Annotated in this window: 15 protein-coding genes and 1 tRNA gene; 6 read left to right on the top strand and 10 right to left on the bottom strand. The window is 62.9% G+C overall.

From position 1 onward, the window contains the following. From Mgrana_RS08300 to Mgrana_RS08280, 5 genes are all read left to right on the top strand, one after another. On the top strand, window positions 1–788 hold a 788-nt coding region (locus Mgrana_RS08300), incomplete at its 5' end, for a phosphotransferase family protein (RefSeq protein WP_147371289.1). Window positions 789–871: 83 nt separating this feature from the next. Then, window positions 872–1498 carry a uracil phosphoribosyltransferase gene (upp, locus tag Mgrana_RS08295; protein ID WP_119357138.1) on the top strand — a complete coding sequence of 209 codons (627 nt, stop codon included), beginning with the start codon at window positions 872–874 and terminating at the stop codon, window positions 1496–1498. A gap of 71 nt (window positions 1499–1569) precedes the next feature. Further along, window positions 1570–2685, top strand: coding sequence for an MraY family glycosyltransferase (locus Mgrana_RS08290; RefSeq protein ID WP_119357137.1), 1116 nt, complete (start codon window positions 1570–1572; stop codon window positions 2683–2685). Window positions 2686–2695: 10 nt separating this feature from the next. Beyond that, window positions 2696–3274 (top strand): peptidylprolyl isomerase, encoded by a 579-nt coding sequence (locus Mgrana_RS08285; protein WP_119357136.1) that lies wholly within the window; start codon window positions 2696–2698, stop codon window positions 3272–3274. Window positions 3275–3357: 83 nt separating this feature from the next. Beyond that, window positions 3358–4320, top strand: a complete 963-nt coding sequence (locus Mgrana_RS08280) for an LOG family protein (protein ID WP_206075067.1) — start codon at window positions 3358–3360, stop codon at window positions 4318–4320. 5 nt (window positions 4321–4325) lie between these two features. Here the strand turns inward: Mgrana_RS08280 and Mgrana_RS08275 are convergent, their stop codons facing one another. The 8 genes from Mgrana_RS08275 to Mgrana_RS08240 all read right to left on the bottom strand — a co-directional run bounded on the left by Mgrana_RS08275 (window position 4326) and on the right by Mgrana_RS08240 (window position 12693). Next, window positions 4326–5765, bottom strand: a complete 1440-nt coding sequence (locus Mgrana_RS08275; RefSeq protein WP_119357135.1) for an argininosuccinate lyase — start codon at window positions 5763–5765, stop codon at window positions 4326–4328. Window positions 5766–5865: 100 nt separating this feature from the next. Continuing rightward, window positions 5866–6678, bottom strand: a complete 813-nt coding sequence (locus tag Mgrana_RS08270) for a carbohydrate ABC transporter permease (protein ID WP_119357134.1) — start codon at window positions 6676–6678, stop codon at window positions 5866–5868. 94 nt (window positions 6679–6772) lie between these two features. After that, window positions 6773–7669: a carbohydrate ABC transporter permease gene (locus Mgrana_RS08265; RefSeq protein WP_119357133.1), complete on the bottom strand. Its 897-nt coding sequence runs from the start codon at window positions 7667–7669 to the stop codon at window positions 6773–6775. A 64-nt stretch (window positions 7670–7733) separates the two neighbouring features. Next, entirely contained in the window at window positions 7734–8969 is a 1236-nt protein-coding gene (locus tag Mgrana_RS08260) for an extracellular solute-binding protein (protein ID WP_119357132.1), read from the bottom strand. 122 nt (window positions 8970–9091) lie between these two features. Beyond that, a complete protein-coding gene (gene purD, locus Mgrana_RS08255) occupies window positions 9092–10333 on the bottom strand; it encodes a phosphoribosylamine--glycine ligase (RefSeq protein ID WP_119357131.1) in 1242 nt (413 codons plus the stop codon). Between the two features lie 49 nt (window positions 10334–10382). After that, complete coding sequence (locus Mgrana_RS08250; RefSeq protein WP_119357130.1) at window positions 10383–11159, bottom strand: inositol monophosphatase family protein; 777 nt, start codon at window positions 11157–11159, stop codon at window positions 10383–10385. A gap of 35 nt (window positions 11160–11194) precedes the next feature. Beyond that, entirely contained in the window at window positions 11195–12055 is an 861-nt protein-coding gene (gene prmC, locus Mgrana_RS08245; protein WP_119357129.1) for a peptide chain release factor N(5)-glutamine methyltransferase, read from the bottom strand. Window positions 12056–12078: 23 nt separating this feature from the next. Next, window positions 12079–12693, bottom strand: a complete 615-nt coding sequence (locus Mgrana_RS08240; protein ID WP_119357128.1) for a Jag family protein — start codon at window positions 12691–12693, stop codon at window positions 12079–12081. 185 nt (window positions 12694–12878) lie between these two features. On the opposite strand from Mgrana_RS08240, the gene Mgrana_RS08235 reads away from it, so the two are divergent. Next, entirely contained in the window at window positions 12879–13202 is a 324-nt protein-coding gene (locus tag Mgrana_RS08235) for an antibiotic biosynthesis monooxygenase family protein (protein WP_119357127.1), read from the top strand. A gap of 76 nt (window positions 13203–13278) precedes the next feature. Here the strand turns inward: Mgrana_RS08235 and Mgrana_RS08230 are convergent. Together Mgrana_RS08230 and Mgrana_RS08225 are read right to left on the bottom strand one after the other, a co-directional pair. Next, window positions 13279–13353: transfer RNA gene (locus tag Mgrana_RS08230), tRNA-Ala, on the bottom strand. A 64-nt stretch (window positions 13354–13417) separates the two neighbouring features. Further along, window positions 13418–14098: a GntR family transcriptional regulator gene (locus Mgrana_RS08225; RefSeq protein ID WP_119357126.1), complete on the bottom strand. Its 681-nt coding sequence runs from the start codon at window positions 14096–14098 to the stop codon at window positions 13418–13420. Window positions 14099–14190: the final 92 nt, after the last annotated feature.

Raw genomic sequence — 14190 nt, 5'->3', positions numbered from 1 at the left:
CCTTTGCTGGGGATGGGCGGGTGCTCAAGGTGTTTGCCCCCCCTACCCCGCAGACCCCCAGCTGGCAGCCCACCGGCATTCTGGCCGCGCGGCTCGAGGCCCTCAACATGACCAAGGCCGGGCTCGGCGACTGGGTGGTGGAGGCTTTTGAGCTGGCAGGGCACGGGGTACTCGTCACCCGGCGCTACCCTGGACAAAACTTCCGCCCGGAGAACTTCAGCTCCGCGGCCCTACAGGAGCTGGCCCAATTTTTCTGTCGGCTGCACGCCCTGCCCGAGCCTGGGGTGATCAGCCGCAGTCGCCTCGAGGCCCGGCTCCTCCAGTTTGGGGGCACCCTGCACGACCTGCCCGAAGCCCAAGCCCTGATCGGTTTGTTGCAGGCCCACCTGGATGAGATCGCGGGGACCCCCCAGGCCTTTTGTCATCGTGACCCCCATGCGGGGAATGTTCTGCTGCGCAACCCCGACGCAGACCCGGGGATCCCCGCAGCCTTCGTGGTGGACTGGTTGCGGGCCAGCCCGGATGATCCGGCCCGCGATCTGGCCATTCTGACCACCGGCACGCTGGGGCTGCTCGGTGAACAGGAGGCCTTGGCGGCCCTGCGCTTCATGGTGCGCTGTTATCCGGAGGGTTCCGCGGTGTGGGCCCGGCTGCGCTTTTGGGTCCCGCTGACCTATTTGCACGATATGCACTGGTTTCGCACCAAAGAACCGGCGGGCTTTGCCTCCGCGGTCGAGGACAAGATGCCTAAAGCCCTGCGCTTTTACCGAGACTTCAAGCCGCTGTAACCTGCCTCAACCCCGGCCTGGATGCCGGACGCTGGGGATCCACCCCCGTTTGGGCCCGGCTCGAGATGATACGATTTTCCCCGATGAGCCTGACCGTGGTAGACCACCCCCTGGTGCAGCATAAGCTGGCCATCCTGCGCGATAAAAACACCGGCTCCAAGGACTTTCGCGAGCTGATGGCGGAGGTTTCGATGCTGATGGCCTATGAAGCCATGCGCGACCTCGAGCTTGACCCCGTGACCATCGAGACCCCCCTGACCTCCATGGAAGCCAAGATGCTCTCGGGCAAGAAGCTGGCCCTGGTGGCGATCCTGCGGGCGGGCCTGATCATGGTGGATGGCATTTTGCAACTGGTGCCGGCGGCTCGAGTGGGGCATATCGGCCTGTACCGCGACCCGGCCACCCTTAATCCGGTGGAATACTACGCCAAGCTGCCTGAGGACATCGGTGGGCGGCGAATCTTCCTGACCGATCCCATGTTGGCCACGGCGGGCAGCGCGGTTCACGCCATCACGGTACTCAAAGCCCGGGGAGCGCAGCAGATCAAGCTGATGAGCATTATCGCGGCTCCCGAAGGGATTGCCCGGGTGGAGCGAGAGCATCCGGATGTGGATATCGTGGTGGCTGCGGTGGACCGCTACCTCGACGACCACGGCTACATTGTGCCGGGGCTGGGCGATGCCGGTGATCGGATCTACGGCACCAAGTGAGCCTAAAGGCCAAGCCTAAGACCCCTCTTCCAGCTTTCAGCCTTTGGCCTTAGGCTTGATTCGGCAGCCCTATGAGCGAGTTTCTCAAATCTTTAGGCATCTCGAGCCCTGCGGGGACCGGTTGGATCACGGTGATCTTCACCTTTGTGGTGGCCTGGGCGGTGACCTGGCGCTTCATCCCCTGGGTGCGTCGCTTTGCCCTCGAGGTCGGCTGGGCCGACCAACCCAACGCCCGCCGGTTGAACAAGGAACCCCTGCCCAACGCGGGGGGGTTGGCCATCTTCGCCGGGGTGATCGCGGCTTTGGTGATTGCAGCGGTGCTGCGCCCGGTACTGGCCGAGAGCGTGCTGCTGCAGATGCTGGCCATTTTGTTGGGTGGGGCGATTCTGGTTCTGGTGGGGTTTATTGATGACCAGTTCGGCTTACCCCCGGTGTTTCGTTTTGGGGTGCAGATTTTGGTGGCGCTGCTCTTGGTGGCGGTGGGAATTCGCTTTCATGCCGCCTTTGGCACCGCCATAGACCCTCTGCTGAGCACGGTCTTGACGGTGGTTTGGATCGTGGGGATCACCAATGCCATCAACCTGATGGACGGGGTGGACGGGCTTGCAGGGGGAATCAGCTACATCACCGCGATGAGCCTGTTGGCGGTCTCGGCGCAATTCACCTACTGGGCCTCGGCCACACTGGTCTTGGCCGCTCTGGCCGGGGCCGCGCTGGGCTTTCTGCGGCATAACTTCCATCCCTCCAAAATCATCATGGGAGATGCGGGGGCCTACTTTTTTGGCTACACGCTGGCGGCCACTGCGTTGCTGGGTAGCCTAAAGCTCACCACGGTGTTCTCCCTGATCCCCACCGCGCTTTTTTTGCTGCTGCCCATCCTCGATGTGACCCGGGTGTTTGTCGGGCGGCTGCTGCGGGGGAAAAACCCCATGTCTACCCCAGGGAAGGACCATCTGCACCACCTCCTGCTGGCCAGGGGCTTTTCTCAGAGCCGCACCACTTTGATCCTTTGGGCGGTGACCTTGATCCTCAATATGCTGGCGATGGCGGTGCAGGGCCTGAGCCCGCGGGTCATCTTGGTCACGGCGGTAGGGACGGCGGTGCTGTTGGCCTTCACGGTCTGGCGCAAGCTGCGGTCCTCTTGGCAGGAGGGGCGGTCCGCGATGGAGCCGAGGGCCGGAGACTAGGTTTCTGGGTATGGAGGAGCCCCAGGTATTGCTGCTCACCGAGCTGGGGGAGATTGTGCTCGAGCTCTTTCCGCGCCAAGCCCCCCGTACCGTGGCCAACTTCCTGCATTACGTGGACCAGGGCCGCTACAGGGGGGCCAGTTTTTACCGCGTGGTGCGGGCCGATAACCAGGCCCACAGCCCGGTGAAGATCGAGGTGATTCAGGGAGGGTTGGGCATGGGGGAGCACCCGGCCAAACTTCCCCCGATCCCCCATGAGAGCACCCAGCTAACGGGGTTGCGCCATCGGGAAGGCACCCTCTCGATGGCGCGGCTGGAGCCGGGCACCGCCCACTCGGAGTTTTTCATCTGCCTGGAGGAGAGCCCTGAGCTTGACCATGGTGGGCGGCGCAATCCCGATGGGCAGGGCTTTGCGGCCTTTGGCCGGGTGGTTCGTGGGCTGGAGGTGGCTCGAGCCATTCAGCAGCGGCCAGCGGGAGGGCAGACCCCACCGGTGCAGGGTCAGATGCTGCTCGAGCCGGTGCGGATCCTTGAGGTGCGGCGGATCTCAGAGGGATCCGACGAGCCGTTGGGGGCGAAACCTACTTGAAGCCACCCCACGGGGTTGGCGGATGGCACTTAATCGAACCTTTATTTTGCGGGGGAGCGCCTGGGACTTTGTTACTTTGGAGTATGCGCTTTCGCCTTCTGGTAGCTGGACTGGGCTTGGCGGCCTGCTCGAGCCTCTCCTCAGCCCCCCGACCCCCCTCCACCGATCCCGGCGCCTGCACCTTTTTCCCAGCGGACAACATCTGGAATACCCCGGTGGACACCCTGCCCGTAGACCCCAATTCCTCAGCCTACATCGCCACCCTGGGGGCGAACAAAGGCCTTCATCCCGACTTCGGTTCCGGGCTCTACGACGGAGCCCCCATCGGAATTCCCTACGCCACCGTCTCGGGGAGCCAGGCCAAGGTCAAGGTGAGCTTCCAATATGCCCGCGAGAGCGACCCCGGCCCCTACCCCATTCCTCCCAATGCCCCCATCGAGGGAGGGGCTCAGAGCCAAGGGGATCGCCATGTTCTGATTGTGGATCGGGACGCCTGTAAGCTTTATGAACTCTTTGCGGCCTACCCAAACCCCGACGGAAGCTGGCGGGCGGGTTCGGGGGCAATTTTCGACCTGCGCTCAAATGCGCTTCGACCCGATACCTGGACTTCTGCCGATGCCGCGGGGCTGCCGATTTTGCCAGGGCTGGTGCGCTATGAGGAGGTGGCCGCCGGAGAGATTCGGCACGCCATTCGTTTCACCGCAGCCCAGACCCGCAACGCGTACGTCTGGCCGGCCCGGCATCAGGCCTCGAGCCTCAGCGGTAGCCAGTATCCGCCGATGGGACAACGCTTCCGCCTTAAGGCCAGCTATGACCTCTCCGGCTTCGACCCCAAGGTTCAGGTGATCCTCCGAGCCCTGAAAAAATATGGCCTGATCCTGGCGGATAATGGCTCCTCCTGGTTTATCAGCGGGGCTCCGGATGAGCGCTGGGACAACGATGTGCTGGTCAGCCAGCTGCGCAAGGTTCCCGGCTCAGCCTTCGAGGCGGTGGAGGTTTCCTCATTGCAAATTAGCCCCGATTCCGGACAGGCTAGGCAGCCTTGAAATCCTCATTCTTTGGCCAATCTGGCCCGTGTGGCCCGTACCAGCCGCCGTTTGCGCACGATGGCCCGGCGCTGGTTGTAGAGGCGTTTCTTGGCCCCCTCGAGCTCAGCGTGCTGGGCTTCGGGGGCAACCCCCCCCAGCACTTTGCGCCGCTCTAGAAAATGCCGGGGGTCGAGGGCGCCGAAGAGGGCCGGGGCATCGAAGCCCAGATGCAACACGAAATCAGGGGGCTCAACCTGGGCCAAGGTGCGCCCGGTCTCGGCCAGGGCCGCCATCAGGGCCTTGACCCGAGCCTGGGCCTCGGCCAGGGGTAGGTATCCCTGAGCGACCAGCACGTCTACCAGCTCCGAGGCCATCACGCTGCCGTCCTTGAGCCCAGCGGCCAGCGCCTCAGGAACGAAGGTGCTTTCGCTCAGGGTCACGCTCATCAGCTCCAGTGCCCCACCGGTGGCGTGGCAGAGGCGCTCGAGCGGCTCCAAGACCGCCGTGGAGTGATCGTTGAGGTCCCCGAAGGGGGTGTTGTGGTTCAGGGCTTGCAGGGTGATGGGGCCGCTCAACACCTGCGAGACATAGGCCCGCACGTGCTCGAGCACCACGGGGTTGCGCTTTTGCGGCATGATGCTCGAGCCCTGGGCCAAGGCATCCCCTACCACGAACCCTCCCCGCTCAGCCCAGAACAGCAGGTCATGCGAGAGCCGCGAGAGGCTGGTGGCCAGCGAGGCCAGCCCCGCGGTAATTTCCAAAGCCCAGTCCCCGGCGGAGATGCCGTCATAGGTGTTCTCCATCACCGCGCCGAAGCCCAGGTCCTGGGCCAGCCGCACCCGGTCTACGGGAAAGGGATTCCCCGCCAAGGCCGAAGAACCCAGGGGGGAGGTGTCGGTGGTTTTCATCGCGGCGAAGAGCCGCTTGTGATCGCGGGCCAGCAGGTTTTCTACCGCCATCAGATAGTGGCCTAGGGTGGTGGGCTGGGCCGGGCGGTAGTGGGTGTAGGCCACCATCAGGGTATTGAGGTGGCGCTCCGCTAAAAAGAGCAGGATCTGCCGCAACCCCCGCAGGCTGTCCAGCACCTCGAGCAGCCGATCCCGGGCATAGGCCCGGAACACTGTGAGGTCCATATCGTTGCGGCTAAGCCCTTGGCGCATGGCTCCGGCCACCTCTGCCCCGTAGGCCCGTTGCACGGCCTGATAAATGGCAAAGAAATAGTCCTCAGCACTGCCGTCAAACTGCGGCAAAACCTCCGAGCGCAGGCGCTTGAGCGCGGTCACAGCTTCAGCCGTATGGGGTATCCCCAACCGGGCAAGTTCCTGAGCGTACACCGTGAGGGCGTCGAAAAAATAGGGGGCTAGGTGGGCTTTGCCGAAGCGGTAATGCTCTGCCAGTACGTAGCGTTCGTAAACGGGGTGCCATTTGGAATGCGGCTTGTCCTTAGCAAGTGTGGAGTCCATCAGATCATCCCACCGTCAGTATGGCAGAAAATTCGATTAAATAAAGGTCAGATACCTGGAGGAGGGGGGTATCGCCTTTTCTCCCGACCCCTGGCTGGGCCTAACCTTTGACCCCGGTGAGCACCACGCCCTCGATGATCTGCTTTTGGAAGAATAAAAATACCAGCAACACCGGCAGCACCGCCAGGCTGCTAGCGGTCATGATCAGGTGCCAGGCGGTGTTGGCTTCGCCGGAAAACAGCGCTACCCCTACCGGAAGGGTTCGCATGGCCGGTGACTGGGTGATGACCAGCGGCCACAAAAAGGCGTTCCAGTTGCCCAGAAAGGTGAAGATGCCCAAGGCAGCCAGCCCTGGACGGACCAGGGGGAAAGCCACCCGCCAGAACACCCCGAACTCGGAGAGCCCGTCGATGCGCCCGGCGTCCATTAGCTCGGAGGGCAGACTTTGAAAGAACTGCCGCATCAAAAATACCCCAAAGGCGCTGATCAGGCCGGGGAACAAGAGGCCCCAGTAGGTGTCTACCCAGCCGTAACCCACGCTCATCACGTACCAGGGGATCACCAGCATCTCGGTGGGAACCATCAAGGTGGACAGGATCAGCACAAAGACGATCTCCTTACCGGGAAACCGCAGCTTGGCCAGGGTATAGCCCACCAAGGAATCGAAAAACAGCACCGTGGCGGTGGTGATCCCTGCAATCCCCAGGCTGTTGAGAAACCAGCGGGGGAAGTCGGTGCGGGTCAACACCTCGCGGTAGTTATCCAAGGTGGGGTCGCGGGGCCAGACCTCGAGGTTAAACAACTCGCCGAAGGGTTTGAGTGAGGTCAGGAGCATCCAGACAAAGGGGAAGACCATCACCACCCCCCCCAGGGCCAAGAGGATATAGGCTAAGGCAGTGTAGAAGCGGTTCATAGCCTTCTCAGACAAGCCCCTAGCGGAGCCTCGGCACCCAGGGCGGATGCGGGGACGTGTGGCAAGGGCCGAACAGCGGAAGAGCTTTGGGGCATCAGTACTCCACCCTTCTCGAGAGGATGCGAAGCTGTACCAGGGTGATGATCAGGATTAGGCCAAACAGCAGCACCGTTACTGCTGCGGCGTAGCCCAGTTGGAACCGGGCGAAAGCCAGCTGGTAGATGTAGAGCGCTAGGGTCAGGGTGCTGCCCACCGGCCCCCCCTGATCGGTGAAGTTGAGGTTCACCACCTGGGTGAAGAGCTGGAGAAAGCCAATGGTGGCAATCACCGCGGAGAACACCATCACTGGGTTCAGTAGGGGGAGGGTGATGTGGCGGAAGGTGGCCCAGCCGCCGGCCCCGTCTATGCGGGCCGCCTCATAGTAGGTGCGGGGGATGCTCTCTAGACCTGCCAAAAAGAGCACCACTTGAAACCCCAGGTTCTGCCAAACCACAATGGCGGTCACCGTGGGCAGGGCTTGAGCAGGGCTGGTGAGAAACTTCTGGGCCGGAATGCCCAGCAACCCCAACACCTCGTTAACGATGCCGAAGTTGGGTGAGAGCATCCAGCTAAACACCCAGGCCACCGCCACCGCTGGGGTGATGTAGGGGGTGAAGTAAATCGCCCGAAACAAATCCCGCAGCCGCGTTACCGACTGCAACAACAGGGCCAAGATCAGCCCCAAAGCCAGCTGGAGGGGTACCCCGATCACGGTATAGAGCACCGTGTTGCGCAGGGCTTTCCCCAGGGTGGCGTCGGTGAGCATGCGCGAGTAGTGCTCCAAGCCTACGTAGTGCCGCTTGGCGGGGTCGGCGTTCCATTCAAACAGGCTGAGCCACAGGGCCTGAAACGCCGGATAAATCCGGATGAACAGAAAAAACACCAGCGGGATGGCCAAGAACGCCAAGGCCCAGAGGGCTTCGCGGGTAGCGAGGGAAAAGCGGGGCTTCATGAATGAAAATTTGGGGCCTGGGCCCCACGTCGTATAGCGTGGGGCTCGAGCCCTAAGCTATTGCCTATTTCCAGAACTGATCGAGGATTTTTTGATCCTCTGCCGCGGCTTGTTTGAGGGAAGTGTCGGGGTCGGCGTTTTCCAGCAATACCCGGTTGATGGCGTCCACCATCACCTTGCGCTGGGCCGCCTCGTCCACGAAGGGGGTAGCCTTGGCATAGGAGAGCCCCACCACGAAGGGGCCATAGATAGGGTCGGTGCTAAGCTTGGGGTCCTTGAGGATGGCCTTGCGGGCTGGCAGTTCCCCTACGCGCTCGAGCCACATCCGTTCAGTATCGGCAGAGGTGATGAACTGCAGGAACTTAAGCGCCGCATCGCGCTTGGCGCCGGTGGCCAGTGGGCTCAGCCCGTGCAGCCAGAACGAGCCGAAGTTGGCCTTGCGCGCGCCGGGGCGGTCAATGGGGATCTCGGTCACCCCCCAGTTAAACTTGGCCCCGTCGCGGATGGTGCCGATGGCAAAGCTGCCGTCAATGATCATCCCGATCTTCCCTGCAATGAAGCCATCGCGGTAGCCGTTGTTGCCGGGGAAGAAGTTGGGGATGCCGATATCGTATTTCTTGACCCAGTCGGTGTACGTGCGGAAGGCTTTGAGGCCTTCAGGACCCCCATACAGTACCTTCCGGTCATCGTCGGAGTAGGGGCGGCCCCCGGCCTGGCGCACCAGGATTTCCCGCACCACATTGTGATCTTGCCCATCTGGGGAGATGCCATACCCGATCTGGGTGTAGCGGTTGCCTTGCTTGACCGTGAGCTTCTGTCCGGCGGCGTAGAACTCGTCCCAGGTGCGGGGCGGATTTTTGATGCCTGCGGCTTTAAACAGATCTTTGTTGTAGAAGAGAGCCAAGGCCCGCACCGCCGTAGGGATGCCGTAGTACTTGCCGTTGACCTTGGCGGCCTGGACCATCCCGATGAAATCGGTATCCAGGCTCTTGCTCAGCTCGTCGGGGAGGGCCTGGAGGTAGCCTGCTTTCACCCAAGTGGGAAGCCAGCCGTAGTAGAGGTTGACCACGTCCGGCCCTTGCCCTGCCGCCACCGCCGAGGCCACCTTTTGTTGATAGGCATCGTAAGGGAAGGTTTGCTGCACCACCTTGATGCCTGGATTGGCTGCCTCAAACTGCTTGATGAGTTCGTTGATGGTGTCTACCTTGCTCTTGAAGTCATACTGCCAGTAGGTGATGGTAACCTGCTGGGCCTGAGCCAAGCCTAAGGCCAGCAGGGCGGCGACGAGTAGCTTCTTCATCTTTCTATCCTCCGTGGCGTTGCGCCTTGTGTGGAAGTGCGAGAACAATACCGCTTATGTCAGCGCGGGATCAACCGGCTTACTCGCCAAGGCGCAAGAGCAATGCGCCTCCTACTTTACCCCTACCGCAGCTTTCGGCCAATGTCCCAGCGATACTGGGCCCGCTCGAAGCGGACCGCGCCCACCCCTTGATAGGCCCGGTCCAGGGCTTGGGCCAGGGTGTCTCCCACCCCCACCACGTTCAGCACCCGCCCACCCGCGGTGATCAGCCCATTGGGGTCCTGCCGGGTTCCGGCCTGAAAATACAGCACGCCTTCGGGAGCTTGGGCGGGCAGCTGTAGGGGCAGCCCTTTCTGGGGGTCGTTGGGGTAGCCGGGAGCCGCCATCACCACACACACCGCGGCCCCAGGATGCCAGACCAGCTCGAGCCCCCCCAGCCGGCCCTCGACTGTGGCCAGGGCCAGCTCGATCAGATCGGTTTGCAGCAGGGGCAGGATGGCCTGAGCCTCGGGATCACCGAAGCGGGCATTGAACTCCAGCACTTTAGGGCCGCCCGCGGTGAGCATGAGCCCGGCGTAGATCACCCCCTGGTAGAGCACCCCCTCCGAGCGCAGCCCCTCGAGCAGGGGCCGCAACACCTCGGCCTCGATCTGGGCCAGGGTTTGGGGGGGAAGCGGGTAAGGGCAGACCGCACCCATCCCACCGGTCATGGGGCCCGTGTCGCCATCGCCCAAGCGCTTGTGGTCTTGAGAGGGCAGGAGGGGCTTGATCGAAACGCCATCGGTCACCGCCAGCACGGTCACCTCAGGGCCGCTTAGAAACTCTTCCACCACGATCTCGCCGGGCTCGGGCCCGGAGAGGATATTGAGCGCGGCTTGTTTGGCTTGGTGTAGCGTCGTGGCCACGGTCACCCCTTTACCCGCGGCCAGGCCGGAGTCTTTGACCACGATGGGCGCCCCCTGGGTCTCGAGGTATTCCAGGGCCTCCAGGGGCTCAGTAAAGCTTCTGTACTGGGCGGTGGGGATGCCGTAGCGCCGCATTAGATCCTTAGCAAAGGACTTCGAGCCCTCGATCATCGCGGCCCGCTGGGTCGGCCCAAAGACCCGCAACCCCCGCTGGGCGAAGGCATCGGCGATCCCCTCCACCAGTGGCCCTTCGGGCCCCACCAGGGTTAGCTCAATCCCCTCTTGGAGGGCCCACTCGGCCAGATGATGCACCTCGCCATCCCAGGGGATCAGCCGGGCCCACTCGGCCATACCGGGGTTACCAGGAGCCGCGTAGAGCTGAGAAACCCTAGGAGACTGGGCAGCCTTCCAGACCAAAGCGTGTTCGCGGCCTCCGGAACCTACCACCAAAACCTTCACGCGGCTATTCTACCGAGCCCCAGCCCCTCGTCTAGCCAGGGCCAGGGCGCTAATGGCCGTGCAGGGTGGCGATCAGCTCGGCATGGATGGCCTGATTAGAGGCCACCAGGTAGCGGTTTCCCAGGGCATAGGGCTCCCCATGAAGGCCGGTGACCTGCCCCCCCGCTTCTTCGATGAGGAGCCAGCCTGCGGCCACATCCCAGGGATTGAGCTTGACCTCCCAGAACCCCTCGAGCCGCCCCGCCGCTACGTAGGCCAGGTCGAGCGCGGCCGCTCCCGGACGGCGCACCGTGAGGCCCTTGGCCAAGGCCCGCTGGAAGTAGGTGAGGTTCTCGCTATCCCGCTGAACATCGTATGGGAACCCCGTGGCCAACAGGCTTCCCAGCAACTGGGTTTGCCTGGAAACCCGGATGGGCCGCCCATTCATTCGGGCCCCAGCGCCGCGGAGCGCGGTAAAGAGCTCGCCGCGAGCGGTGTCGAGGATCACCCCCAGCTCAAGCTGCCCCCGCACCTCGAGGGCGATGCTCACCGCATAAAACGGAAAGCCGTGGGCATAGTTCACCGTGCCATCCAGCGGATCCACGATCCAGCGAAACTCCCCTTCGCCCTGCTGTCCTTCCTCCTCGCCCAGTACCCCATGACCGGGGAACCTCGAGGTGAGGAGGGCCCGAATAGCCGTTTCCGATTCTCGGTCTGCCTGGGTGACGAGGTCGGTGGGGGTGGATTTGCTGCTCTGGGTAAAGCCTTTTTCCCGGTAATACTGGTGGATTCCCTTGGCCAGGTACGCCGCATCCAAGGCCGCCTCGAGGTACAGGTCTCGGTCCATACCTTCGCAGTCTATACCGCTGCCCCTTTGGGGGGTTATTGCTCCACCAGAACCTCGTCCGGCTCCCCGCCGGGTTTTCGGGCCAGCAGATAGCGGGGTTGCTGGGTTAGGTCCCGGTAGACCTGGGCCTGCTCCCAGCCACGGTAAAAGGCTTCCTCCCGGAGCTCATAGACGTTGAAGGGGGCTAGCTCCAGGGCCAGCCAGCCTCCCGGCAGAAGCGCACCCCAGGCTTGGAGCAGCAGCTCTCGAGCCATATCTAGGCCGTCATAACCGGAGTAAAGCGCGGCCTCGTCTTCGTACTCGAGCTCGGGCGGGGCTTCGCTCTTATACTCCTCGGGCAGATAGGGGGGGTTGGAAATCACCAAGTCCAAAGCACTTAGCCCAGCGGTGTAGGCCGCCTGCAGGAACCGCACCTCCAGGCCATGGTCCAGGGCATTTTGCTGGGCTAGGGCGATGGCCTGAGGGTTGATATCGGTGCCCCAGACCTCCCATCCGGGGCGCATGTGTTTGAGGGCCAGGGCAATGGCCCCGCTGCCGGTTCCCACGTCCACCACCCGGACCCGCTCGGTGCGCCCCCGCAGCCGCTCGAGCGCGCGCTCAACTAAGCCCTCGGTCTCTGGGCGGGGGATCAAGACGCCCTTTTGTACCCGTAGGCGCAGCCCGAAGAACTCGGTCTCTCCCAGGAGCAACTGCAGCGGGTATCCCTCCAACCGCACCCCCACCATGGCCTGGGCGGCTTCGGCCACGTCGGGAGAGACCGGCTGAAACAGGCTGCTGGCCAGGGTGTTGGGGTCTACCTGCAGGATGTGAGCCAGGATGAAACGGGCCTCGAGGCCTGGCTTGCCGGCTGCGCTGAGGCGCTGTTGCAGCTGGCGGAGGAGCTCGAGGCGGGTCATGGTTAGGGTCGGGGGGTAGATGGTTACCCCTCGCTGTCCACCTCTTGGGCTTGCGCGGGGGTATCGGCCCCCCTCGGGGCGACCACCACGTGCCGTTCCTCCCCTTCCCCCACCGAGTAGGTGGTGACCTTCTGATGCTGCTTGAGCAGCACATGGATCATGCGCCGCTCGCTCGGGCGCATGGCCGGGAGCTCAACCTCCTGGCCCCTGACCTCCACCTGCAACACCGCGTCCATGGCCATGCGGTGAATGCGGTCCTCGTTGCGGCGGCGATACCCTGCAGCATCGAGGACCACCCGATAGGCCGAGCCAAACTGCTTAGCCATGGCCACGTTCGCGATGAACTCGAGGCTTTGCAGGGTTTTCCCCTCCCGTCCAATGGCCCGGCCCAGATCCCCGCCCAAGATCTCCGCGTGGAAGACCTCACCCTCTTGGCGAACCTCCACGGAATAGGCGGGGTCCAGGCGCATCAAGAGCCCCACCATGAAGTGTTCTAGGGCGTTTTTGGGATCCTGTACGGCAGGGGCTACCACCGGGGCTTTGGCTTCTTCCTTGAGCACGACCTCGGGGGCGGATTCGCCCTCGCCGATCCCCAGATCGGTAAGCAGGTCGTCTAAACCACGTTTTTTGTCTTCCATATTCAATCGTCCGATTATAGCCTAATTCCTTCGCGGTTTATTTTGGTTATATGGAAGGCTCGAGACCCTGATCAGCTTCCATTCCCCTAAAGCCCACCGTTTGTGTGCCCCGCGAACCGGGATGGCCCCTGAAAATATTGACCTTAGCCCCCTAGGGTTCTAGCCTTGGCGTTGAGGGGGTTGGAATGTTTGTGACCATGAACCGCATTCCGGTCGCTCCGGAGTATGTCCAGCGCTTTGAGGAGACCTTTCGCCAGCGGGCGCGGCTGGTAGACCGCAGGCCGGGGTTTGTCCGCAACCTGGTGCTGCGCCCGGCCAATCCGGCGGAGGAGCCCTATGTGGTGATGACCTTTTGGGAGAGCGAGGCCCACTTCCAGGACTGGGTGAACAGCCCCGGGTTCAAGGAAGGCCACGCCAAGAGCAGCACCCTGCCCCGCGAGGCTTTCCGAGGGCCCAACCGCCTCGAGACCTTTGAGGCGATCACCGATAGCGCCCAAACCGAGCATTAAACCCCGTCCGGTGTGATCAGTACCCCGCTGCAAAAGTGGAAGCTGGGGCTTGCCTTGCACAACAATTTGAGGCTTTTGGTGGAGCCAGAGGGATTTGAACCCCCGACCTTCGCCTTGCAAAGGCGCTGCTCTCCCGCTGAGCTATGGCCCCAAAAGGCTCAAGAAGCCTACCTCGAGGCCCCCCTTCAATTCAACACCTGCCAGCGCACAGGGGACTAACCGGCTCTGTGCCCGTCCAGAACGGCCTTGCCTTTGAGCAGGTAAGCTTCCAGGGCCCTTCTCGCGTTGCGCACGTGCTGCCGCATTGCGGCCTCGGCGGCCTCGGGGTCCTGTCCCGCGACCGCTTGCAGGATGGCCTCGTGCTCAGCCCGAGATTCTGGCAGCCGCCCTGGAATGACTGCGGAGCTGTTGATCAATATCCGGATCTGCCCATCGATGGTCTCGGCAGTAGCCAGCAGGCGCCGATTCCTCGAGGCCTCCCAGAAGGCTTTATGAAACTCCAGGTCGAGGTCTCCATAAAACCCCAGATCCCCACGCTCTGCCGCTTTGCGCTGCTGGGCCAGGAGCTTCTCGAGCCGAGGGACCAGGGCCTGGTCCCCGCCCTCAACCGCCAGGCGGGCGGCAAGGCCCTCGAGCACCTCCCGCAGGCTGTAAATCTCGTGGATGTCGGCGGGGGTGGGCTCCAGGACGAAATACCCCCGGTGTGGGACCGCCACCACCAACCCCTCCCGCTCCAAGGCGCTCAGGGCTTCTTTGATGGGGGTGGGGGAGAGACCCAGCTCCTCCCCCAGGGCCCGTACGATCAGCTTTTTCCCCGGCGGTAGCTTGCGGTTCAAGATGGCGTTGCGCAGGGCCTTATAGGCTTCGCGGTTGAGGGTGGTGCGGGTCAGGGCCATAAACTTGGGTTGAAATCTTATGTCCAAGTTTAACACAATTGACGGCAGATAGATTTTAGATATAAAATCTCAACCACAAGCAAAGGAGGTTC

Origin of the sequence: Meiothermus granaticius NBRC 107808 (genome assembly GCF_003574355.1) — a bacterium.
GTDB lineage: Bacteria > Deinococcota > Deinococci > Deinococcales > Thermaceae > Meiothermus > Meiothermus granaticius.
This window is presented reverse-complemented; position numbering and strand designations above follow the sequence as displayed.

Bases quoted from the DNA above. Each gene is read 5' to 3' on its own strand.
- Mgrana_RS08280 (WP_206075067.1), top strand. From the start codon at position 3,358: ATGCGCTTTCGCCTTCTGGTAGCTGGACTGGGCTTGGCGGCCTGCTCG.
- prmC (WP_119357129.1), bottom strand. From the start codon at position 12,055: ATGACCCGCCTCGAGCTCCTCCGCCAGCTGCAACAGCGCCTCAGCGCA.
- Mgrana_RS08285 (WP_119357136.1), top strand. From the start codon at position 2,696: ATGGAGGAGCCCCAGGTATTGCTGCTCACCGAGCTGGGGGAGATTGTG.
- Mgrana_RS08290 (WP_119357137.1), top strand. From the start codon at position 1,570: ATGAGCGAGTTTCTCAAATCTTTAGGCATCTCGAGCCCTGCGGGGACC.
- Mgrana_RS08275 (WP_119357135.1), bottom strand. From the start codon at position 5,765: ATGGACTCCACACTTGCTAAGGACAAGCCGCATTCCAAATGGCACCCC.
- Mgrana_RS08270 (WP_119357134.1), bottom strand. From the start codon at position 6,678: ATGAACCGCTTCTACACTGCCTTAGCCTATATCCTCTTGGCCCTGGGG.
- Mgrana_RS08240 (WP_119357128.1), bottom strand. From the start codon at position 12,693: ATGGAAGACAAAAAACGTGGTTTAGACGACCTGCTTACCGATCTGGGG.
- Mgrana_RS08235 (WP_119357127.1), top strand. From the start codon at position 12,879: ATGTTTGTGACCATGAACCGCATTCCGGTCGCTCCGGAGTATGTCCAG.
- upp (WP_119357138.1), top strand. From the start codon at position 872: ATGAGCCTGACCGTGGTAGACCACCCCCTGGTGCAGCATAAGCTGGCC.
- Mgrana_RS08225 (WP_119357126.1), bottom strand. From the start codon at position 14,098: ATGGCCCTGACCCGCACCACCCTCAACCGCGAAGCCTATAAGGCCCTG.
- Mgrana_RS08250 (WP_119357130.1), bottom strand. From the start codon at position 11,159: ATGGACCGAGACCTGTACCTCGAGGCGGCCTTGGATGCGGCGTACCTG.
- Mgrana_RS08260 (WP_119357132.1), bottom strand. From the start codon at position 8,969: ATGAAGAAGCTACTCGTCGCCGCCCTGCTGGCCTTAGGCTTGGCTCAG.
- Mgrana_RS08265 (WP_119357133.1), bottom strand. From the start codon at position 7,669: ATGAAGCCCCGCTTTTCCCTCGCTACCCGCGAAGCCCTCTGGGCCTTG.